Consider the following 20,745-nt stretch of genomic DNA (forward strand, 5'->3'; position numbering starts at 1 on the left):
CGACCAGCCGTTCCTGATGCCGATCGAAGACGTGTTCTCGATCTCCGGCCGTGGTACGGTTGTGACGGGTCGCGTTGAGCGCGGTATCGTCAAGGTTGGGGAAGAAGTCGAAATCGTCGGCATCCGTCCGACCTCGAAGACGACGGTTACCGGCGTTGAAATGTTCCGCAAGCTGCTCGACCAGGGCCAGGCCGGCGACAACATCGGTGCACTGGTTCGCGGTGTTAACCGTGACGGCGTCGAGCGTGGTCAGATCCTGTGCAAGCCGGGTTCGGTTAAGCCGCACAAGAAGTTCAAGGCTGAAGCCTACATCCTGACGAAGGAAGAAGGCGGCCGTCATACGCCGTTCTTCACGAACTACCGTCCGCAGTTCTACTTCCGCACGACGGACGTAACGGGCATCGTTACGCTTCCGGAAGGCACGGAAATGGTTATGCCTGGCGACAACGTGACCGTTGACGTCGAGCTGATCGTTCCGATCGCGATGGAAGAAAAGCTGCGCTTCGCTATCCGCGAAGGCGGCCGTACCGTCGGCGCAGGCATCGTGGCCTCGATCGTCGAGTAATCTTTTCCCGCAAGGGATTTGAGAAAACCCCGCTGGAGACAGCGGGGTTTTTTATTGCCTGAAAGGGCTCAGCAGTCGATGCGGACGATGTCGCCATCCTTGAGATGGAAGAATGCGTCCTGCGGCACATCGAGGCGCAATGCTTCCTCCTTTGGAAGGTTCGCATAGACGCCGCGCAACAGGCGGCTGGTGATGCCGTGGCAGATGACGATCGCATCGCGCGCCTGTCTCTGCTGAATGGTCTCCAGGCTGCGGGCCACCCGGCTCGTCATTCTTTCGAACGTCTCACCGCCCGGCGCGTGGAAGAACCATTCGTATCGATCCAGCCCGTCGCGCATGCCGGGATATTCATAGTCGATCTCGTAATCCGTCATGCCGTCCCATACACCCATGCCGATCTCCATCAGGCCGGGATCGAGAGTGATGCCGTCGATCATGCCGATTTCGCCTGCGACGATCTCGCAGGTCTGTCTCGCCCTGCCGAGCGGGCTGGAGAAAATATGGACTTCATCGGTTTCGATAAGCGCTGCGAGCCTGCGGCCCATGCGTATTGCCTGTTGTCGCCCCAGTTCCGTCAAAGGCGAATCGACCTGACCCTGCCAGCGGCGAACGGCGTTGAATTCGGTCTGGCCGTGACGGACGAGATAGATGCTCATGGGCGTTCCTGTGAAATGCGGGGAAGATCAGCGAATTGAACAATGTACCCCGTGGGCGGGGCAAGCCGGGGTATTTTGCCAGACAATGTGAAAAAACAAAAAACACACTTGCCATTCTTTTCCCTGCACCTTAAAGGAGCGCATACCGAATTGGCCAAGCGATTTCGCGGCCGGTTCAGGTGATCAAGGGGTATAGCTCAGTTGGTAGAGCGGCGGTCTCCAAAACCGCAGGTCGGGGGTTCGAGCCCCTCTGCCCCTGCCACTTTCCATTCGCAAGCGCGGGTCCTCGCTGCATGGCAGATGGGTGCCGGATTTCCGGCGAATTTCGCGGAATGTCGATTTCCTCTTGTTAAAAAGGGAATCGGTGTTTATGTAGGGTCAAAACAGACACGCGGTGCGTGGGGCTGATTAGTTCGGCTTTACGCGCCGTAATTGCGTGGGCAGTCAATGGCATCCAAAACCAATCCGTTTACGTTTCTGCAGCAGGTTCGCGCCGAAGCGTCAAAAATCACTTGGCCGTCGCGCCGCGAGACCATGATTTCGACGGCTATGGTGCTGGTGATGGTCATTTTTGCGGCTCTGTTCTTCTTTGCTGCGGATCAGCTCATCGGCTGGCTGCTCAGCCTGGTGCTGAACGTAGGCCGGTAACGGCGCGGTCAAAGGCCCGGTGGAAGGATCGAACGGAGAATAAAAATGGCAGCGCGCTGGTATATCGTTCACGCATATTCGAATTTCGAAAAGAAGGTCGCTGAGTCGATCGAGGAAAAGGCCCGCCAGAAGGGTCTGGATCATCTTTTCGAGAAAATCCTCGTGCCGACCGAAAAGGTGGTCGAGGTGCGTCGCGGCCGCAAGGTCGACAGCGAGCGCAAATTTTTTCCAGGTTACGTGCTGGTGCGCGCCAACCTGACGGATGAGGCCTATCACCTCATCAAGAACACGCCGAAGGTTACCGGTTTCCTCGGTTCGGACAGCAAGCCTGTTCCGATTCCCGATTATGAAGCCGAGCGTATCCTCGGTCAGGTTCAGGAAGGTGTCGAGCGTCCGAAGTCTTCGGTTTCGTTCGAGATCGGCGAGCAGGTTCGCGTTTCCGACGGTCCGTTCGCGTCGTTCAACGGCGTGGTTCAGGATGTCGACGAAGAGCGTTCGCGCCTGAAGGTGGAAGTGTCGATTTTCGGCCGCGCTACTCCGGTCGAGCTGGAATACAATCAGGTCGAAAAGGTCTGATTGGCGGGGCGAAGCCCCAAGCGCGTGGAAGGCTAACTGGCTCTTTAAGCCGGGGCAGGGCGCCGCACCACGCAACCGCAGCCGCCGGAGCAATCCGGCTTAAGAGAAGCCGGGTAACCGGTTTGAATTGAAAGGCAGAGAGATATGGCTAAGAAAGTTGCAGGCCAGCTCAAGTTGCAGGTAAAGGCCGGGGCGGCCAATCCGTCCCCGCCGATCGGTCCGGCACTTGGTCAGCGTGGCATTAACATCATGGAATTCTGCAAGGCGTTCAATGCCGCCACGCAGGAAATGGAAAAGGGTATGCCGATCCCGGTCGTCATCACCTATTACCAGGACAAGTCCTTCACCTTCGTCATGAAGCAGCCGCCGATGACCTACTGGCTGAAGAAGGAAGCAAAGATCACCTCCGGTTCCAAGACGCCTGGCAAGGGCGCCAAGGTCGGCTCCATCACCAAGGCTCAGGTCAAGACGATCGCTGAAGCCAAGATGAAGGATCTGAACGCAGCCGACATCGAAGGCGCAATGGCAATGGTTGAGGGCTCTGCCCGCGCCATGGGCCTGGAAGTGGTAGGTTGATCATGGCCAAGGTAGCAAAGCGCATTCAGAAGATCCGCGAAGGCGTGGATCCTAACAAGCTTTACGTTCTCACCGACGCCATTTCGATGGTCAAGGAACGTGCTGTCGCCAAGTTCGACGAAACCGTTGAAGTTTCGATGAACCTCGGCGTTGACCCGCGCCATGCGGACCAGATGGTTCGTGGCGTCGTCAACCTGCCGAACGGCACCGGCCGTGACGTTCGCGTCGCCGTCTTCGCCCGTGGCGCCAAGGCTGATGAAGCCACGGCTGCCGGTGCTGACGTTGTTGGTGCGGAAGAGCTGGTTGAAATCGTTCAGGGCGGCAAGATCGACTTCGATCGTTGCATCGCGACCCCGGACATGATGCCGCTCGTCGGCCGTCTCGGCAAGGTACTCGGCCCGCGTGGCATGATGCCGAACCCGAAGGTCGGAACCGTGACCATGGACGTTGCCGGTGCTGTCAAGGCATCCAAGGGCGGCGCTGTCGAATTCCGCGTCGAAAAGGCCGGTATCGTACACGCTGGCGTTGGCAAGGCTTCGTTCGACGCCAAGGCTCTTGAAGAAAACATCAAGGCTTTCGCCGATGCCGTCATCAAGGCAAAGCCGACCGGTGCCAAGGGCAACTACGTCAAGCGCGTCGCGATTTCCTCGACCATGGGTCCGGGCGTCAAGATCGACCCTTCGTCGGTTACGGCTTAATCAATTCTCTCGCTTCCCAAGGGAAGTGTGAATAAAAGAATTTCCGGCTCCCAGGAGCCGGAGATTTCCGGGGAAACCCGGAACTCCTGTCCGAGATTGCGGGTGGCCATGTCTTTCGGGACCTGGCCTTAATCATTCAACCTGCATGAGACGGGTGAGGCTGGATTTGAGGCATCCTGGATGCCTGACTGTCCGGTTCGAACCTGGTGTGCCTGTGCCTGAAGCCGTTTGCGGCGACAGAGCGGGGGACAGGATCCTCGAGCGTCGCTCGGGATCTTTGTAAAAAGGTCCCTTGGGGCAAAGGCAAACCCGACGGGTTCACAATCATGTGGTCCCGTCTACTGGAGACAGACAGTGGAAAGAGCGGAAAAACGCGAATTCGTCACGGAGCTGAACGAAGTCTTCAAGGCTTCCGGTTCGGTTGTCGTGGCCCACTATGCTGGTGTCACCGTTGCGCAGATGAACGACTTCCGTTCGAAGATGCGCGCTGCCGGAGGCACCGTCAAGGTCGCGAAGAACCGCCTGGCCAAGATCGCTCTTCAGGGCACGGAGTCGGAAGGGATGACAGATCTCTTCAAGGGCCAGACGCTGATTGCATACAGCGTCGACCCGATGATCGCTCCGAAAGTCGTCATGGATTTCGCCAAGACCAACGACAAGGTCGTTGTTCTCGGTGGCGCCATGGGTGCAACCACGCTCAACGCCGAAGCAGTCAAGTCGCTTGCGACCCTGCCTTCGCTGGACGAGCTGCGCGCAAAGCTGCTGGGCCTTCTCAATGCCCCGGCAACCCGCGTCGCTACGGTTGTCGCCGCACCTGCAAGCCAGCTGGCACGGGTGTTCTCGGCTTACGCCAAGAAGGACGAAGCCGCTTAAGGCGGTTTTTCGCTGTAAATATTCAAACTGGTTCGAACTGAACAAAAGGAACTATCAAAATGGCTGATCTCGCAAAGATCGTAGACGACCTCTCCTCGCTGACCGTTCTGGAAGCTGCAGAACTGTCCAAGCTTCTCGAAGAAAAGTGGGGCGTTTCCGCTGCTGCTCCGGTAGCTGTTGCTGCTGTTGCTGGCGGTGCAGGCGCTGCTGCTGCTGCTGAAGAAGAAAAGACCGAATTCGACGTGATCCTGGTTGACGCTGGCGCCAACAAGATCAACGTCATCAAGGAAGTCCGCGCTATCACGGGCCTCGGCCTGAAGGAAGCCAAGGACCTCGTTGAAGGCGCTCCGAAGGCTGTCAAGGAAGCTGTTTCCAAGGCTGAAGCTGCTGATCTCAAGAAGAAGCTTGAAGAAGCCGGCGCTAAGGTCGACGTTAAGTAATCTTGCGATTACTGGCGGGAAGGGGCTTCATGCCCCTTTCCGTCGTCATCGTTTTTAAAACTCATTACCCAAAAGCCGCGTGAAAATGGCTTTTGGGTAATGGGTTCTTCAAGAGAATGGTTCCGAACCGGCTCATCTAGGCAATCCGGCCTGATCGATCCGGGATGTGGAACGAGATTGATGACACCCATTGCTTGACGGGATCGACTGGCCATCGGTTCCCGTCCGTTGCAGGCCCGGATGCAATTTTTAAAGGAGCGACGATGGCTCAGACCCTTTCGTTTAACGGTCGCAGGCGCGTACGCAAGTTTTTCGGCAAAATTCCAGAAGTAGCGGAAATGCCGAACCTCATCGAGGTTCAGAAGGCTTCGTACGACCAGTTTCTCATGGTTGACGAGCCCAAGGGTGGCCGTCCCGACGAGGGATTGAATGCCGTATTCAAGTCCGTATTCCCGATCACCGATTTTTCCGGCGCCTCCATGCTTGAATTCGTGTCCTACGAATTCGAAGCGCCGAAGTTCGACGTCGAGGAATGCCGTCAGCGCGATCTGACCTATGCTGCGCCGCTGAAAGTGACGCTGCGCCTCATCGTGTTCGATATCGATGAAGATACGGGCGCGAAGTCCATCAAGGACATCAAGGAACAGTCCGTCTACATGGGCGACATGCCGCTCATGACCAATAACGGCACGTTCATCGTCAACGGCACCGAGCGCGTCATCGTTTCGCAGATGCACCGTTCGCCGGGCGTGTTCTTCGATCACGACAAGGGCAAGAGCCATTCTTCCGGCAAGCTGCTCTTCGCTGCCCGCGTCATCCCCTATCGCGGTTCCTGGCTCGACATCGAGTTCGACGCCAAGGACATCGTCTATGCGCGTATCGACCGTCGCCGCAAGATCCCCGTGACCTCGCTGCTGATGGCGCTTGGCATGGATGGCGAAGACATTCTGTCGACCTTCTACACCAAGGCTTCCTATGAGCGCGACGGCGATGGCTGGCGCATTCCGTTCCAGCCCGAGACGCTGAAGAACGCCAAGGTCATCACCGACATGATCGACGCCGATACCGGCGAAGTCGTGGTCGAAGGTGGCAAGAAGCTGACCCCGCGCCTGATCCGTCAGCTGACGGAGAAGGGCCTGAAGGCACTGAAGGCGACCGACGAAGACCTCTACGGCAACTATCTGGCCGAAGACATCGTCAACTACGAGACGGGTGAAATCTATCTCGAAGCCGGCGACGAAATCGACGAGAAGACCCTCGGTCTTATCCTGCAGTCCGGCTTCGACGAGATTCCGGTCCTCAACATCGACCACGTCAATGTTGGCGCCTATATCCGCAACACGCTGTCCGCCGACAAGAACGAGAACCGTCAGGAAGCCCTGTTCGACATCTACCGCGTCATGCGTCCGGGTGAGCCGCCGACCATGGAATCGGCGGAAGCGATGTTCAACTCGCTGTTCTTCGATGCAGAGCGTTACGATCTGTCGGCCGTCGGCCGCGTCAAGATGAACATGCGCCTCGACCTCGATGCGGAAGACACCGTGCGCACGCTGCGCAAGGAAGACATCCTCGCCGTCGTCAAGATGCTGGTCGAACTGCGCGACGGCAAGGGCGAAATCGACGACATCGACAACCTCGGCAACCGCCGTGTCCGTTCTGTCGGCGAACTGATGGAAAACCAGTATCGTCTGGGCCTTCTGCGCATGGAACGTGCGATCAAGGAACGTATGTCCTCGATCGAAATCGACACCGTGATGCCGCAGGACCTGATCAACGCGAAGCCGGCAGCAGCCGCCGTTCGCGAATTCTTCGGTTCCTCGCAGCTGTCGCAGTTCATGGACCAGGTGAACCCGCTTTCGGAAATCACCCACAAGCGCCGTCTTTCGGCTCTTGGACCGGGCGGTCTGACCCGCGAGCGCGCCGGCTTCGAAGTCCGCGACGTTCACCCGACCCATTACGGCCGTATTTGCCCGATCGAAACGCCGGAAGGCCCGAACATCGGTCTGATCAACTCGCTTGCAACCTTCGCCCGCGTCAACAAGTACGGCTTCATCGAAAGCCCGTACCGCAAGATCGTCGACGGCAAGGTCACCAACGACGTGATCTACCTCTCCGCCATGGAAGAGGCCAAGTATTACGTCGCGCAGGCCAACGCGCCGCTCAATGAAGACGGTTCGTTCTCGGAAGAGTTCGTCGTCTGCCGTCACTCGGGCGAAGTTATGCTCGCACCGCGCGACAACATCAACCTGATGGACGTTTCGCCGAAGCAGCTCGTTTCGGTCGCAGCGGCTCTCATTCCGTTCCTGGAAAACGACGACGCCAACCGCGCTCTCATGGGCTCGAACATGCAGCGTCAGGCCGTTCCGCTTCTGCGCGCCGAGGCACCGTTCGTCGGTACCGGCATGGAGCCGATCGTCGCCCGTGACTCCGGCGCTGCCATCGCAGCCCGTCGTGGCGGTGTGGTCGATCAGGTGGATGCGACCCGTATCGTTATCCGCGCCACGGAAGACCTCGATGCCGGCAAATCCGGTGTTGACATCTACCGTCTGCAGAAGTTCCAGCGTTCCAACCAGAACACCTGCGTCAATCAGCGTCCGCTGGTTTCCGTCGGCGACAACATCTCCAAGGGCGATATTATCGCGGACGGTCCGTCGACCGACCTCGGCGATCTGGCACTCGGCCGCAACGCGCTCGTCGCGTTCATGCCCTGGAACGGCTATAACTACGAAGACTCGATCCTGATGTCGGAGCGTATCGTTTCCGACGACGTGTTCACCTCCATCCACATCGAAGAATTCGAAGTGATGGCGCGCGACACGAAGCTTGGTCCGGAAGAAATCACGCGCGACATTCCGAACGTTTCGGAAGAAGCGCTGAAGAACCTCGACGAAGCCGGTATCGTTTACATCGGTGCGGAAGTTCAGCCGGGCGACATCCTCGTCGGCAAGATCACGCCGAAGGGCGAAAGCCCGATGACGCCGGAAGAAAAGCTTCTGCGCGCCATCTTCGGTGAAAAGGCTTCCGACGTTCGCGACACCTCCATGCGCATGCCTCCGGGCACGTTCGGTACGGTCGTCGAAGTCCGCGTCTTCAACCGTCACGGTGTGGAGAAGGACGAGCGCGCGATGGCTATCGAGCGCGAAGAGATCGAGCGTCTGGCGAAGGACCGCGACGACGAACAGGCGATCCTCGACCGTAACGTCTACGGCCGTCTGATCGACATGCTGCGTGGCCACGTTTCCATCGCCGGTCCGAAGGGCTTCAAGAAGGGCGTCGAGCTTTCCAACGCCGTCGTTTCCGAATATCCCCGCTCGCAGTGGTGGATGTTCGCTGTCGAAGACGAGAAGGCTCAGTCCGAGCTGGAAGCGCTTCGTGGCCAGTACGACGAATCCAAGTCGCGCCTTGAACAGCGCTTCATGGACAAGGTCGAAAAGGTCCAGCGCGGCGATGAAATGCCTCCGGGCGTCATGAAGATGGTCAAGGTCTTCGTTGCCGTTAAGCGCAAGATCCAGCCGGGCGACAAGATGGCCGGCCGTCACGGTAACAAGGGCGTCGTCTCGCGTATCGTTCCGGTCGAGGACATGCCGTTCCTCGAAGACGGCACGCATGTCGACATCTGCTTGAACCCGCTCGGCGTGCCTTCGCGCATGAACGTCGGCCAGATCCTCGAAACCCACCTCGCATGGGCATGCGCAGGCATGGGCAAGAAGATCGGCGAGATGCTCGAAGAGTATCGCAAGACGATGGACATCAGCGAGCTTCGCAGCGAGCTGACGGAAATCTACGCGTCTGAAGCCAATGACGAGGTTCAGCGTTTTGACGACGACTCGCTTGTCAAGCTTGCCGAAGAAGCCAAGCGCGGTGTTTCCATCGCGACGCCGGTTTTCGACGGGGCGCATGAGCCTGACGTTGCCGCGATGCTGAAGAAGGCAGGTCTGCATGAATCCGGTCAGTCCGTCCTTTACGACGGCCGTACCGGTGAGCCGTTCGATCGCAAGGTCACCGTCGGCTACATGTACATGATCAAGCTGAACCACCTTGTCGACGACAAGATCCACGCTCGTTCGATCGGTCCTTACTCGCTCGTTACCCAGCAGCCGCTGGGCGGCAAGGCGCAGTTCGGCGGACAGCGCTTCGGGGAAATGGAAGTCTGGGCTCTGGAAGCATACGGCGCGGCTTACACGCTGCAGGAAATGCTGACCGTCAAGTCGGACGACGTGGCCGGCCGCACCAAGGTTTACGAAGCGATCGTCCGTGGCGACGACACCTTCGAGGCCGGTATTCCGGAGAGCTTCAACGTTCTCGTCAAGGAAATGCGGTCGCTCGGTCTTTCGGTCGAACTGGAAAACTCGAAGATCGAGAACCAGCCCGAAGACCAGCTGCCCGACGCGGCGGAATAAGACGATAGAGGCGGGCGCCTTCAAGGGCGCCTGCCGGTTTCCCGGACGGTATTGGCCGGTTCGGGACACTTTCGCCGCATTATGCGGTTAATCCGTATTTAAAGCTCTGGACGGTGACCCGGGAAGAAGCCGGTCCAGATGCAAACAGGGGCAGCAGCTAGCCTCTCAAGGAGACAAGGCATGAACCAAGAGGTCATGAATCTTTTCAATCCTCAGGTGCCTGCGCAGCATTTCGATTCCATCCGGATTTCGATCGCTTCGCCGGAAAAAATCCTGTCGTGGTCCTACGGCGAGATCAAGAAGCCGGAAACCATCAACTACCGTACGTTCAAGCCGGAACGCGACGGTCTCTTCTGCGCGCGCATCTTCGGACCGATCAAGGACTATGAGTGCCTGTGCGGCAAGTACAAGCGCATGAAATACAAGGGCATCATCTGCGAAAAGTGCGGCGTCGAAGTGACGCTGTCGCGCGTTCGCCGTGAGCGCATGGGCCATATCGAGCTCGCAGCGCCGGTTGCCCATATCTGGTTCCTGAAGTCGCTTCCCTCGCGTATCTCGACCCTGCTCGACATGACGCTGAAGGATGTCGAGCGCGTTCTCTATTTCGAGAACTACATCGTCACGGAACCGGGCCTCACTTCGCTGAAGCAGAACCAGCTTCTGTCCGAAGAAGAGTACATGATCGCCGTTGACGAGTTCGGCGAAGACCAGTTCACCGCCATGATCGGCGCTGAAGCCATCTATGAGATGCTGGCTTCGATGAACCTCGAAAAGATCGCCGGCGACCTGCGCGTCGAGCTTGCTGAAACGACTTCTGACCTGAAGCAGAAGAAGCTGATGAAGCGCCTGAAGATCGTCGAGAACTTCATGGAAAGCGGTAACCGTCCGGAATGGATGATCATGAAGGTCGTTCCGGTCATTCCGCCGGACCTGCGCCCGCTGGTTCCGCTGGATGGCGGCCGTTTCGCGACGTCCGACCTCAACGATCTCTATCGCCGCGTCATCAACCGTAACAACCGTCTGAAGCGCCTGATCGAGCTTCGCGCGCCGGGTATCATCATCCGCAACGAAAAGCGTATGTTGCAGGAATCCGTCGATGCGCTGTTCGACAACGGCCGTCGCGGCCGTGTCATCACGGGCGCCAACAAGCGTCCGCTGAAGTCGCTCTCCGACATGCTCAAGGGCAAGCAGGGCCGCTTCCGCCAGAACCTTCTCGGCAAGCGCGTCGACTATTCCGGCCGTTCGGTCATCGTGACCGGTCCGGAACTGAAGCTGCACCAGTGCGGCCTGCCGAAGAAGATGGCGCTCGAACTGTTCAAGCCGTTCATCTATGCCCGCCTCGACGCCAAGGGTTATTCCTCGACCGTCAAGCAGGCCAAGAAGCTGGTTGAAAAGGAAAAGCCGGAAGTCTGGGATATCCTCGACGAGGTTATCCGCGAACATCCGGTTCTTCTGAACCGCGCACCGACGCTGCACCGTCTGGGTATCCAGGCTTTCGAACCCATGCTGGTCGAAGGCAAGGCCATCCAGCTGCACCCGCTCGTCTGCACGGCCTTCAACGCCGACTTCGACGGTGACCAGATGGCTGTCCACGTTCCGCTTTCGCTGGAAGCCCAGCTGGAAGCACGCGTGCTGATGATGTCGACCAACAACATCCTGCATCCGGCAAACGGCCACCCGATCATCGTTCCTTCGCAGGACATGGTTCTCGGCCTGTATTACCTGTCGATCATGAACCAGAACGAGCCGGGCGAAGGCATGGCCTTCTCGGATATCGGCGAGTTGCATCACGCGCTTGAAAACAAGGTCGTGACGCTGCATGCCAAGATCCGCGGCCGCTTCAAGACCGTGGATGCCGATGGCAAGCCGGTTTCGAAGATCCATGAAACGACCCCCGGCCGTATGCTCATCGGCGAACTTCTGCCGAAGAACGTCAACGTGCCTTTCGACGTCTGCAACCAGGAAATGACCAAGAAGAACATCTCCAAGATGATCGACACGGTCTACCGTCATTGCGGCCAGAAAGACACGGTCATCTTCTGCGACCGCATCATGCAGCTCGGCTTTGCCCATGCCTGCCGCGCCGGCATTTCGTTCGGCAAGGACGACATGGTCATTCCGGACAGCAAGGTGAAGATCGTCGGCGACACCGAAGCTCTCGTGAAGGAATACGAACAGCAGTATAACGATGGTCTCATCACCCAGGGCGAAAAGTACAACAAGGTTGTTGACGCCTGGGGCAAGGCTACCGAAAAGGTCGCCGAAGAAATGATGGCACGCATCAAGGCTGTCGAGTTCGATCCGGAAACGGGCCGCCAGAAGCCGATGAACTCCATCTACATGATGTCCCACTCGGGTGCTCGTGGTTCTCCGAACCAGATGCGTCAGCTGGGCGGCATGCGCGGCCTGATGGCGAAGCCGTCGGGTGAAATCATCGAGACGCCGATCATCTCGAACTTCAAGGAAGGCCTGACCGTTAACGAGTACTTCAACTCGACCCACGGTGCCCGTAAGGGTCTCGCAGACACCGCCCTGAAGACCGCGAACTCGGGTTACCTGACCCGTCGTCTCGTCGACGTCGCGCAGGATTGCATCGTCAACTCCAGGGATTGCGGCACCGACAAGGGCCTCACCATGACTGCCATCGTCGATGCCGGTCAGGTCGTTGCCTCGCTCGGCGCACGTATCCTCGGTCGTACGGCTCTGGATGACATCGACAATCCGGTCACCGGCGAGAACATCGTCAAGGCCGGCACGTTGATCGACGAAGCCGACGTTGCGACCATCGAGAAGGCCGGCATCCAGTCCGTCCGCATCCGCTCGGCGCTTACCTGTGAAGTGCAGATCGGCGTCTGCGGCGTCTGCTACGGTCGTGACCTTGCACGCGGTACGCCCGTCAACATGGGCGAAGCCGTTGGCGTCATCGCCGCACAGTCGATCGGTGAACCGGGCACGCAGCTCACCATGCGTACGTTCCACCTTGGTGGTACGGCAAACGTGGTTGACCAGTCGTTCCTCGAAGCCTCGTATGAAGGCACGATCCAGATCAAGAACCGCAACATTCTTCGGAACTCCGAAGGCGTTCTCATCGCCATGGGCCGTAACATGTCCGTTACGATCCTGGATGAGCGCGGCGCGGAACGTTCCACGCAGCGCGTCGCTTACGGTTCGAAGATCTTCGTGGACGATGGCGACAAGGTAAAGCGTGGCCAGCGTCTTGCAGAGTGGGACCCCTACACCCGTCCGATGATGACGGAAGTGGAAGGTACCGTTCACTTCGAGGACCTCGTCGACGGCCTCTCCGTTCTGGAAGCCACCGACGAATCCACCGGCATCACCAAGCGTCAGGTTATCGACTGGCGTTCGACGCCGCGCGGTTCGGACCTCAAGCCCGCGATCGTCATCAAGGACGCGTCCGGTGCGGTTGCGAAGCTTGCCCGTGGTGGCGAAGCCCGCTTCCAGCTCTCGGTCGACGCCATCCTGTCGGTCGAGCCGGGTGCGAAGGTCTCCCAGGGTGACGTGCTTGCGCGTTCGCCGCTGGAAAGCGCCAAGACGAAGGACATCACCGGCGGTCTGCCGCGCGTTGCCGAACTGTTCGAAGCCCGTCGTCCGAAGGACCACGCCATCATCGCAGAGATCGATGGTACGATCCGGCTGGGCCGCGACTACAAGAACAAGCGTCGCGTGATGATCGAGCCTGCGGAAGACGGCGTCGAGCCGGTCGAATACCTGATCCCGAAGGGCAAGCCCTTCCACCTTCAGGAAGGCGACTATATCGAAAAGGGTGAATACATCCTCGACGGTAACCCGGCACCGCACGACATTCTGGCGATCAAGGGCGTGGAGGCTCTGGCTTCCTACCTCGTGAACGAAATCCAGGAAGTCTACCGTCTGCAGGGCGTTGTGATCAACGACAAGCACATCGAGGTGATCGTTCGCCAGATGCTGCAGAAGGTTGAAATCACCGATGCTGGCGACAGCCAGTACATCGTGGGTGACAACGTTGATCGCATCGAGCTCGATGACAACAACGACCGCCTGATCGAAGAAGGCAAGAAGCCTGCCTATGGCGAGCCGGTTCTACTCGGTATCACCAAGGCTTCGCTGCAGACGCCGTCCTTCATCTCGGCCGCATCCTTCCAGGAAACCACCAAGGTTCTCACGGAAGCTGCGATTGCCGGCAAGACGGACACGCTGCAGGGCCTCAAGGAAAACGTCATCGTCGGCCGTCTCATCCCGGCCGGTACGGGCGGCACCATGACGCAGATCCGCCGCATCGCCACCTCGCGCGACGACCTCATTCTCGAGGAACGCCGCAAGGGCACTGGTGCAGGTTCTGCGAACCAGATGCTGCAGGACATGACGGACCAGGCTCCGGCCGCCGAATAAGGCGGGAAGGGCAGGGGCTTTGCGAAGCCCCGCCAAAGTTCAGAACAAAACGCCCGGAGCAATCCGGGCGTTTTTGTTTATGTGGAACAGGGGCCACGGCTTTTGCGGTCGGCCGGCGTCTCCAGCCACGTGCGGCGGGGTCAGCCCTGTTCGCGGATGTTATAACGGGTGAGGACGGAAAGCCGGCGAACGAGATCGGTCTGGCCGGTGCTGCCGGTCTTCGCATAGATCGACTTGGCGTTGCTGCGCACCGTTTCGTGGGAAATCTGCAATTGTTTCGCCACGGCGGGAAGCGAAAGCCCCTTCATGATTTCCAACGCCACACGGGCCTCGCCCCTGGTGAGGTCGTAAAGCCCCTTCAGCAGTGAGGTTGCATCGGCGACGGTACCCATGGGTTGCGATATCAGCACGATGGCGCAGCCTTTCGGGGACAGATCCAGCGCGTTCCTGCGCAACGGTATGACGTGGAGGATGCAGGACCGGTCTTCGCCGGTCGGCAGCGGGAACGAGCCGATATTATGCCCGGCAAGCGCCTTATAGAGCAGCCGGTTCACTCTTTCGTCGGCAATCACGATCCTGTCGTGGGCGCGGGTGGAAATACATTTCCTGAGGGAGAGAAACATGTCGTTTGCGGAAAGCACACGTCCGCTCGCCTGAAGCACCGCCGCCGGCGCCCCGATGGCGTTCAGTCCAAGCGTCATGGCATCGGCTTTCTGCCGTTGCAGCCGGGTTGCCAGCGTGAGGCTGCGGGCAATATGCGGTCTCAGCCGGTCCAGCGCCGCCATGGTTTCCGGCCCGATGACGCCGCTATCGAGCTTGCGTTCGAAAAGCACCGTCATTGCGGGATGGTCGGGCGGGGCAACCTGGGTGGCCGCGCCATATCCCAGTCCGCGTGGTATCAGGAAATCACGCACGATCGGCAGGCCGGCCCATTCATCATGGGTGAAAACATCGAAATCCTGCACGAAGGAAAATTGTCCCTCACGGATCGCGCGGGTGAGGCGGTCGTTTCGGCGGTTCCAGCCGCCATCCATGAAGGCCTGCATCAGTTCCTGGAAATTGGGCGTGTAGAGCCAGGCTTCTTCTTCACCCTTGCCCCAGGTAAGGGCGCCACCCCAGAAATCCAGCCGGTGGCCGATGGCGGCAATGACCTGTGCCCAACGATCGGGGAAAAGCGCTGCCTCATAAATGTCATCGATAATGTCTGCCGACAATATAGTATTCAACCCGTCACCGGAATCCTGTGTCGGGGCTATTTAAATCTCATATTTCGGCGTTGTTCAACGTATAATCTAATAATACTATTGTATTCAAAGTATATAATCTATGAGTGACTTAATATATTGACTAATTTGCCAAAGGGATCGCGCAGAAACAGCCGGCGCACGCCCCAGGCTTCGGTAACCGGGCCATAGTCGATCGGCAAGCCCGCTTTCAGGATTCTTTCGTGGACCTCTTCGAAATTATCGACCTCGATGGAAAGGTCCGGCACTGCCGTGCCGGAGCCGCCTTCGCTTGCGAAGCTGACCTGCGCCCCGGCTTCGCGCGAACTGGCATAGGTCAGGATCCAGCCGTGGTCCATGGCGACGGTCATGCCGAGAATATCGCCATAGAACGCCTGAGCCCGCGCGGGTTCCGGCGTTGCGATGTTGGCGACGACGCGTCTTACCGCCACGGACCTGCGCCTCAGGCGAAGCGGATGATGGCGACTTCGCCTTCAAGCGCGCCCTGATAGGCGGAGGCGTGCGGCTCTTCATCCGGCACTTCGGTCAGCATGCCGATCTGGTCGAGATCGGCTTCGATGAAACCTTCCTCGGAAAGCGCGTTCAGCGTTTCGCGCACGGCGGTATCGTCGTCCGGCGCCCGCAGGATGACGTGAATGTCGATACCGTCGGAATTGTCGGTTTCGTAAGCCTTGCCGATGACGATGAAGACCATCGGCTCGTCGCGTCCGTTGTCGTTGTCGGGGAGGGTGCTCATGACGCGGTTCCTTGATCTGTCGTTGCTGTGATGCGGGCCGAGGGAATCGGTCCCGCCCATGGCGGAGCCGCTCTGGCCCGCCATGGGGAATCAATAGACGGATTTTATGAAAAGCCAAAGCGTGGAGGTCAAAATCGCTGCCTTCTGCGCCGACTTATGTTAAAGCGGGTTGGAAATGGCCCGGACGTGGGCTTTGCGGCCATGGGTGGCGGCGCAAAATGTGGATTCACCCTTGACGAAAGCTGGCTAAAACAGTAGTACGCCCGCCATCGGAGCCTCTGTGGGTGCTGGCCGTTCGGTAACCTTTTTCCCGAACATCATCTCAAACGGGTCTCCATTGCACGTAGAAGACACGAATGTTGCACGCAAGACGCCTCATCCGGTGTCCTCTGCTCTTGGTGGTCCATCCGTGAAAACGGATCGGGCCACGTTTTGCGCATGAGGATATATGCGTGCATCGTCGCCGGAAACGGCATAGCCGCCACCCGTGAGGGTGGCTAAAGTAGTTTTTGCAAGGGATGGTTATATGCCTACCGTAAACCAGCTGATCCGCAAGCCTCGCCAGGCACAGGTAAAGCGCAACAAGGTTCCTGCTCTTCAGGAAAACCCGCAGAAGCGTGGTGTTTGCACCCGCGTTTACACGACGACCCCGAAGAAGCCGAACTCGGCTCTGCGTAAGGTTGCCAAGATCCGCCTCACCAACGGCTTCGAAGTCATCGGCTACATTCCGGGCGAAGGTCACAACCTTCAGGAACACTCCGTGGTCATGATCCGCGGCGGCCGCGTAAAGGACTTGCCGGGCGTGCGTTACCACATCATCCGCGGTGTTCTCGATACCCAGGGCGTCAAGAACCGCAAGCAGCGCCGCTCCAAGTACGGTGCGAAGCGTCCGAAGTAATTCGGGTTTAAACAAATTCCGGCGCTGCGCGAGGTTCTCCGCGTGGTTTAGCGTCAATAACATTGAGAGACAAAGAATATGTCCCGTCGCCATAGTGCAGAAAAGCGTGAGATCAACCCGGACCCGAAGTTCGGCGATCTGGTCGTCACCAAGTTCATGAACGCCATCATGCTTCACGGCAAGAAGTCGGTCGCAGAAAGCATCGTTTACGGCGCGTTCGACGTCGTTCAGGGCAAGACGAAGCAGGAGCCGCTCGGCGTGTTCCACTCCGCCCTCGACAACGTTGCTCCGCACGTTGAAGTGCGTTCGCGCCGCGTTGGTGGTGCCACGTATCAGGTTCCCGTCGACGTTCGCCCCGAGCGCCGTCAGGCCCTCGCTATCCGCTGGCTGATCACGGCTGCCCGCAAGCGCAACGAAACGACCATGGTTGATCGCCTTTCCGGCGAACTCATGGACGCTGCGAACAACCGCGGTTCCGCTGTCAAGAAGCGCGAAGACACGCACAAGATGGCCGACGCCAACCGCGCATTCTCGCATTACCGCTGGTAATCTTAACCGGTCGCATATCGAAAGGCAGTCCATTATGGCTCGCGAATATAAAATCGAAGACTACCGCAATTTCGGTATCATGGCGCATATCGACGCCGGCAAGACGACGACCACCGAGCGTATTCTTTATTACACCGGTAAGTCGCACAAGATCGGCGAAGTTCACGATGGCGCTGCCACGATGGACTGGATGGAGCAGGAGCAGGAGCGTGGCATCACCATCACCTCCGCCGCCACCACGACCTTCTGGAAGGGTCGCGACGGCAAGATGCGCCGCTTCAACATCATCGACACCCCCGGCCACGTCGACTTCACCATTGAAGTTGAGCGTTCGCTGCGCGTTCTCGACGGCGCCATCGCGCTGCTCGACGCCAACGCCGGTGTTGAGCCGCAGACGGAAACCGTCTGGCGCCAGGCCGAGAAGTATCATGTTCCGCGCATGATCTTCTGCAACAAGATGGACAAGACCGGTGCTGACTTCTACCGCTCGGTGGAAATGATCAAGACCCGTCTCGGCGCCATCGCCGTTGTCATGCAGCTGCCGATCGGCGCTGAGACCGAGTTCAAGGGCGTTATCGACCTGATCGAGATGAACGCACTCATCTGGCGCGACGAATCGCTCGGCGCTCAGTGGGACGTCGTCGAAATCCCGGAAGACATGAAGGCCAAGGCTGACGAATATCGCGAAAAGCTGATCGAGACCGTTGTCGAGATCGACGAAGAAGCGATGGAAGACTACCTGAACGGCATCATGCCCGACAACGACAAGATCCGTGCGCTCGTTCGCCGCGGCACCATCGACGTGAAGTTCCACCCGATGTTCTGCGGTACCGCGTTCAAGAACAAGGGCGTTCAGCCGCTTCTCGACGCTGTTGTCGACTACCTGCCTTCTCCGCTGGACATTCCGGCGATCAAGGGTATCGACTTCAAGACCGAAGCCGAAATCGAGCGTCATGCCGACGACAGCGAGCCGCTTTCCATGCTCGCGTTCAAGATCATGAACGACCCCTTCGTCGGTTCGCTGACCTTCGCACGTATCTACTCGGGCAAGCTCGAAAAGGGTACGTCTGTCATCAACACGGTCAAGGACAAGCGCGAGCGCGTCGGCCGTATGCTGCAGATGCACTCCAACAGCCGTGAAGACATCGAAGAAGCCTTTGCCGGCGACATCGTTGCTCTGGCTGGCCTCAAGGAAACCACCACTGGCGATACGCTCTGCGATCCGCTGAAGCCGGTTATCCTCGAGCGCATGGAATTCCCCGAGCCGGTCATCCAGATCGCGATCGAGCCGAAGACCAAGGGCGACCAGGAAAAGATGGGCCTCGCGCTCAACCGTCTGGCTGCTGAAGATCCTTCGTTCCGCGTCAAGACGGATGAAGAATCCGGTCAGACGATCATCGCGGGCATGGGCGAACTTCACCTCGACATTCTCGTTGACCGTATGCGTCGCGAGTTCAAGGTTGAAGCAACCGTCGGCGCTCCGCAGGTTGCCTACCGCGAAACCATCACGCGTCAGCACGAAGAAGACTACACGCACAAGAAGCAGTCCGGTGGTACCGGTCAGTTCGCTCGCGTGAAGATCATCTTCGAACCGAACCCCGAAGGCGAAGACTTCAAGTTCGAGTCCAAGATCGTCGGCGGTGCTGTTCCGAAGGAATACATCCCGGGCGTTCAGAAGGGTATCGAAAGCGTTCTGTCTTCCGGTCCGCTGGCTGGCTTCCCGATGCTCGGCGTCAAGGCGACGCTGGTCGACGGTGCATTCCACGATGTTGACTCGTCCGTTCTCGCCTTCGAAATCGCATCGCGTGCCTGCTTCCGTGAAGCAGCGAAGAAGGCTGGCGCACAGCTTCTCGAGCCGATGATGAAGGTCGAAGTCGTAACGCCGGAAGACTATGTCGGTGACGTTATCGGCGACCTGAACTCCCGTCGTGGTCAGATCCAGGGCCAGGAAAGCCGTGGTATCGCCGTCGTCATCAACGCGCATGTTCCGCTCGCGAACATGTTCAAGTACGTCGACAACCTGCGCTCCATGTCGCAGGGCCGTGCACAGTACTCGATGACGTTCGACCACTATTCGCCGGTTCCGTCGAACGTGGCGCAGGAAATCCAGGCTAAGTACTCCGGTCAGAAGTGATCGGGGTACGCCCCACCGAATTTTGAAGATTATTCCCGTCAAGGGACAAGAATGGAGAGCCACTAATGGCAAAGAGCAAGTTTGAGCGCAATAAGCCGCACGTCAACATTGGCACGATCGGTCACGTTGACCATGGCAAGACGTCGCTGACGGCAGCGATCACGAAGTTCTTCGGCGAATTCAAGGCGTATGACCAGATCGACGCCGCGCCTGAAGAAAAGGCCCGTGGTATCACGATTTCGACGGCGCACGTTGAATACGAAACGCCTGCCCGTCACTACGCGCACGTCGACTGCCCCGGCCACGCCGACTACGTGAAGAACATGATCACCGGTGCTGCCCAGATGGACGGCGCGATCCTGGTTTGCTCGGCCGCCGACGGCCCGATGCCGCAGACCCGCGAGCACATCCTGCTTGCCCGTCAGGTTGGCGTTCCGGCGATCGTCGTGTTCCTCAACAAGGTCGACCAGGTTGACGACGCCGAGCTTCTCGAGCTCGTCGAGCTTGAAGTTCGCGAACTTCTGTCGTCCTACGACTTCCCGGGCGACGATATTCCGATCATCAAGGGTTCGGCACTTGCCGCTCTCGAAGACTCTGACAAGAAGATCGGTGAAGACGCGATCCGCGAGCTGATGGCTGCGGTTGACGCCTACATCCCGACGCCTGAGCGTCCGATCGACCAGCCGTTCCTGATGCCGATCGAAGACGTGTTCTCGATCTCCGGCCGTGGTACGGTTGTGACGGGTCGCGTTGAGCGCGGTATCGTCAAGGTTGGTGAAGAAGTCGAAATCGTCGGCATCCGTCCGACCTCGAAGACGACTGTTACCGGCGTCGAAATGTTCCGCAAGCTGCTCGACCAGGGCCAGGCCGGCGACAACATCGGCGCACTGGTTCGCGGTGTTAACCGTGACGGCGTCGAGCGTGGTCAGATCCTGTGCAAGCCGGGTTCGGTTAAGCCGCACAAGAAGTTCAAGGCTGAAGCCTACATCCTGACGAAGGAAGAAGGCGGCCGTCATACGCCGTTCTTCACGAATTACCGTCCGCAGTTCTACTTCCGCACGACGGACGTAACGGGCATCGTTACGCTTCCGGAAGGCACGGAAATGGTTATGCCTGGCGACAACGTCACCGTTGACGTCGAGCTGATCGTTCCGATCGCGATGGAAGAAAAGCTGCGCTTCGCTATCCGCGAAGGCGGCCGTACCGTCGGCGCCGGCATCGTCGCTTCGATCGTCGAGTAATTTCGACCTTTGAAATTCAGACTGGCGGCGGTGTGAACAACACCGCCGCCGGACTTTTGGTAAAAAGCCTGGCGGCGTTGCATTTTTAGTGCTTGAAAAATTCGGTGAAAGCGCGTAAACGC

The 20,745-nt window shown here is 58.7% G+C and carries 17 protein-coding genes and 1 tRNA gene; 14 read left to right on the plus strand and 4 right to left on the minus strand.

Annotation, left to right across the window (positions count from 1 at the left end; all coding sequences use genetic code 11):
- Window positions 1-565 (plus strand): EF-Tu C-terminal domain-related protein (locus tag ACQZ5G_RS00005; RefSeq protein WP_272870676.1); only part of this gene is annotated, 565 nt, incomplete at its 5' end.
- A gap of 68 nt (window positions 566-633) precedes the next feature.
- On the opposite strand, the gene ACQZ5G_RS00010 is transcribed toward ACQZ5G_RS00005, so the two are convergent.
- Window positions 634-1,221, minus strand: coding sequence for a histidine phosphatase family protein (locus ACQZ5G_RS00010; RefSeq protein ID WP_003523717.1), 588 nt, complete (start codon window positions 1,219-1,221; stop codon window positions 634-636).
- 186 nt (window positions 1,222-1,407) lie between these two features.
- Between ACQZ5G_RS00010 and ACQZ5G_RS00015 the strand changes: the two genes are divergently transcribed.
- From ACQZ5G_RS00015 to rpoC, 9 genes are all read left to right on the plus strand, one after another.
- A tRNA-Trp gene (locus ACQZ5G_RS00015) sits at window positions 1,408-1,483 on the plus strand.
- Window positions 1,484-1,668: 185 nt separating this feature from the next.
- A complete protein-coding gene (secE, locus tag ACQZ5G_RS00020; RefSeq protein ID WP_003523719.1) occupies window positions 1,669-1,869 on the plus strand; it encodes a preprotein translocase subunit SecE in 201 nt (66 codons plus the stop codon).
- Between the two features lie 45 nt (window positions 1,870-1,914).
- Window positions 1,915-2,445: a transcription termination/antitermination protein NusG gene (gene nusG / locus ACQZ5G_RS00025; RefSeq protein WP_003523721.1), complete on the plus strand. Its 531-nt coding sequence runs from the start codon at window positions 1,915-1,917 to the stop codon at window positions 2,443-2,445.
- 144 nt (window positions 2,446-2,589) lie between these two features.
- A complete protein-coding gene (gene rplK, locus ACQZ5G_RS00030) occupies window positions 2,590-3,021 on the plus strand; it encodes a 50S ribosomal protein L11 (RefSeq protein WP_003523723.1) in 432 nt (143 codons plus the stop codon).
- A 2-nt stretch (window positions 3,022-3,023) separates the two neighbouring features.
- A complete protein-coding gene (rplA, locus tag ACQZ5G_RS00035; protein WP_003523724.1) occupies window positions 3,024-3,719 on the plus strand; it encodes a 50S ribosomal protein L1 in 696 nt (231 codons plus the stop codon).
- 354 nt (window positions 3,720-4,073) lie between these two features.
- Window positions 4,074-4,592 carry a 50S ribosomal protein L10 gene (gene rplJ, locus ACQZ5G_RS00040; RefSeq protein ID WP_003523725.1) on the plus strand — a complete coding sequence of 173 codons (519 nt, stop codon included), beginning with the start codon at window positions 4,074-4,076 and terminating at the stop codon, window positions 4,590-4,592.
- A 59-nt stretch (window positions 4,593-4,651) separates the two neighbouring features.
- A complete protein-coding gene (gene rplL, locus ACQZ5G_RS00045) occupies window positions 4,652-5,032 on the plus strand; it encodes a 50S ribosomal protein L7/L12 (RefSeq protein WP_003523726.1) in 381 nt (126 codons plus the stop codon).
- A gap of 263 nt (window positions 5,033-5,295) precedes the next feature.
- Window positions 5,296-9,432, plus strand: coding sequence for a DNA-directed RNA polymerase subunit beta (gene rpoB, locus ACQZ5G_RS00050; RefSeq protein WP_003523727.1), 4,137 nt, complete (start codon window positions 5,296-5,298; stop codon window positions 9,430-9,432).
- Between the two features lie 180 nt (window positions 9,433-9,612).
- Window positions 9,613-13,821: a DNA-directed RNA polymerase subunit beta' gene (gene rpoC / locus ACQZ5G_RS00055; RefSeq protein ID WP_448736644.1), complete on the plus strand. Its 4,209-nt coding sequence runs from the start codon at window positions 9,613-9,615 to the stop codon at window positions 13,819-13,821.
- A gap of 140 nt (window positions 13,822-13,961) precedes the next feature.
- Here the strand turns inward: rpoC and ACQZ5G_RS00060 are convergent, their stop codons facing one another.
- The 3 genes from ACQZ5G_RS00060 to ACQZ5G_RS00070 form a co-directional block, all read right to left on the minus strand.
- On the minus strand, window positions 13,962-15,047 hold the full coding sequence (locus ACQZ5G_RS00060; protein ID WP_035239757.1) for a helix-turn-helix transcriptional regulator: 1,086 nt from the start codon (window positions 15,045-15,047) through the stop codon (window positions 13,962-13,964).
- Window positions 15,048-15,145: 98 nt separating this feature from the next.
- Window positions 15,146-15,496: a VOC family protein gene (locus ACQZ5G_RS00065; protein ID WP_448736645.1), complete on the minus strand. Its 351-nt coding sequence runs from the start codon at window positions 15,494-15,496 to the stop codon at window positions 15,146-15,148.
- Window positions 15,497-15,507: 11 nt separating this feature from the next.
- On the minus strand, window positions 15,508-15,801 hold the full coding sequence (locus ACQZ5G_RS00070) for a transcriptional regulator (protein WP_448736646.1): 294 nt from the start codon (window positions 15,799-15,801) through the stop codon (window positions 15,508-15,510).
- 526 nt (window positions 15,802-16,327) lie between these two features.
- Here ACQZ5G_RS00070 and rpsL point away from each other — a divergent pair.
- The 4 genes from rpsL (at window position 16,328) to tuf (ending at window position 20,623) form a co-directional block, all read left to right on the plus strand.
- Window positions 16,328-16,699 carry a 30S ribosomal protein S12 gene (rpsL, locus tag ACQZ5G_RS00075; protein ID WP_003507760.1) on the plus strand — a complete coding sequence of 124 codons (372 nt, stop codon included), beginning with the start codon at window positions 16,328-16,330 and terminating at the stop codon, window positions 16,697-16,699.
- Window positions 16,700-16,777: 78 nt separating this feature from the next.
- The gene (gene rpsG, locus ACQZ5G_RS00080; RefSeq protein WP_003507761.1) at window positions 16,778-17,248 is read left to right on the plus strand and encodes a 30S ribosomal protein S7; all 471 of its coding nucleotides are present in this window, start codon (window positions 16,778-16,780) and stop codon (window positions 17,246-17,248) included.
- Window positions 17,249-17,282: 34 nt separating this feature from the next.
- On the plus strand, window positions 17,283-19,382 hold the full coding sequence (fusA, locus tag ACQZ5G_RS00085) for an elongation factor G (protein ID WP_003523732.1): 2,100 nt from the start codon (window positions 17,283-17,285) through the stop codon (window positions 19,380-19,382).
- 65 nt (window positions 19,383-19,447) lie between these two features.
- Window positions 19,448-20,623, plus strand: coding sequence for an elongation factor Tu (tuf, locus tag ACQZ5G_RS00090; protein WP_003525183.1), 1,176 nt, complete (start codon window positions 19,448-19,450; stop codon window positions 20,621-20,623).
- The last annotated feature ends 122 nt before the right edge of the window (window positions 20,624-20,745 follow it).

The organism is Agrobacterium sp. 22-214-1, assembly GCF_053522465.1.

Bases quoted from the DNA above. Each gene is read 5' to 3' on its own strand.
- ACQZ5G_RS00010 (WP_003523717.1), bottom strand. From the start codon at position 1,221: ATGAGCATCTATCTCGTCCGTCACGGCCAGACCGAATTCAACGCCGTT.
- secE (WP_003523719.1), top strand. From the start codon at position 1,669: ATGGCATCCAAAACCAATCCGTTTACGTTTCTGCAGCAGGTTCGCGCC.
- nusG (WP_003523721.1), top strand. From the start codon at position 1,915: ATGGCAGCGCGCTGGTATATCGTTCACGCATATTCGAATTTCGAAAAG.
- rplK (WP_003523723.1), top strand. From the start codon at position 2,590: ATGGCTAAGAAAGTTGCAGGCCAGCTCAAGTTGCAGGTAAAGGCCGGG.
- rplA (WP_003523724.1), top strand. From the start codon at position 3,024: ATGGCCAAGGTAGCAAAGCGCATTCAGAAGATCCGCGAAGGCGTGGAT.
- rplL (WP_003523726.1), top strand. From the start codon at position 4,652: ATGGCTGATCTCGCAAAGATCGTAGACGACCTCTCCTCGCTGACCGTT.
- rpoB (WP_003523727.1), top strand. From the start codon at position 5,296: ATGGCTCAGACCCTTTCGTTTAACGGTCGCAGGCGCGTACGCAAGTTT.
- rpoC (WP_448736644.1), top strand. From the start codon at position 9,613: ATGAACCAAGAGGTCATGAATCTTTTCAATCCTCAGGTGCCTGCGCAG.
- ACQZ5G_RS00070 (WP_448736646.1), bottom strand. From the start codon at position 15,801: ATGAGCACCCTCCCCGACAACGACAACGGACGCGACGAGCCGATGGTC.
- rpsL (WP_003507760.1), top strand. From the start codon at position 16,328: ATGCCTACCGTAAACCAGCTGATCCGCAAGCCTCGCCAGGCACAGGTA.
- rpsG (WP_003507761.1), top strand. From the start codon at position 16,778: ATGTCCCGTCGCCATAGTGCAGAAAAGCGTGAGATCAACCCGGACCCG.
- fusA (WP_003523732.1), top strand. From the start codon at position 17,283: ATGGCTCGCGAATATAAAATCGAAGACTACCGCAATTTCGGTATCATG.
- tuf (WP_003525183.1), top strand. From the start codon at position 19,448: ATGGCAAAGAGCAAGTTTGAGCGCAATAAGCCGCACGTCAACATTGGC.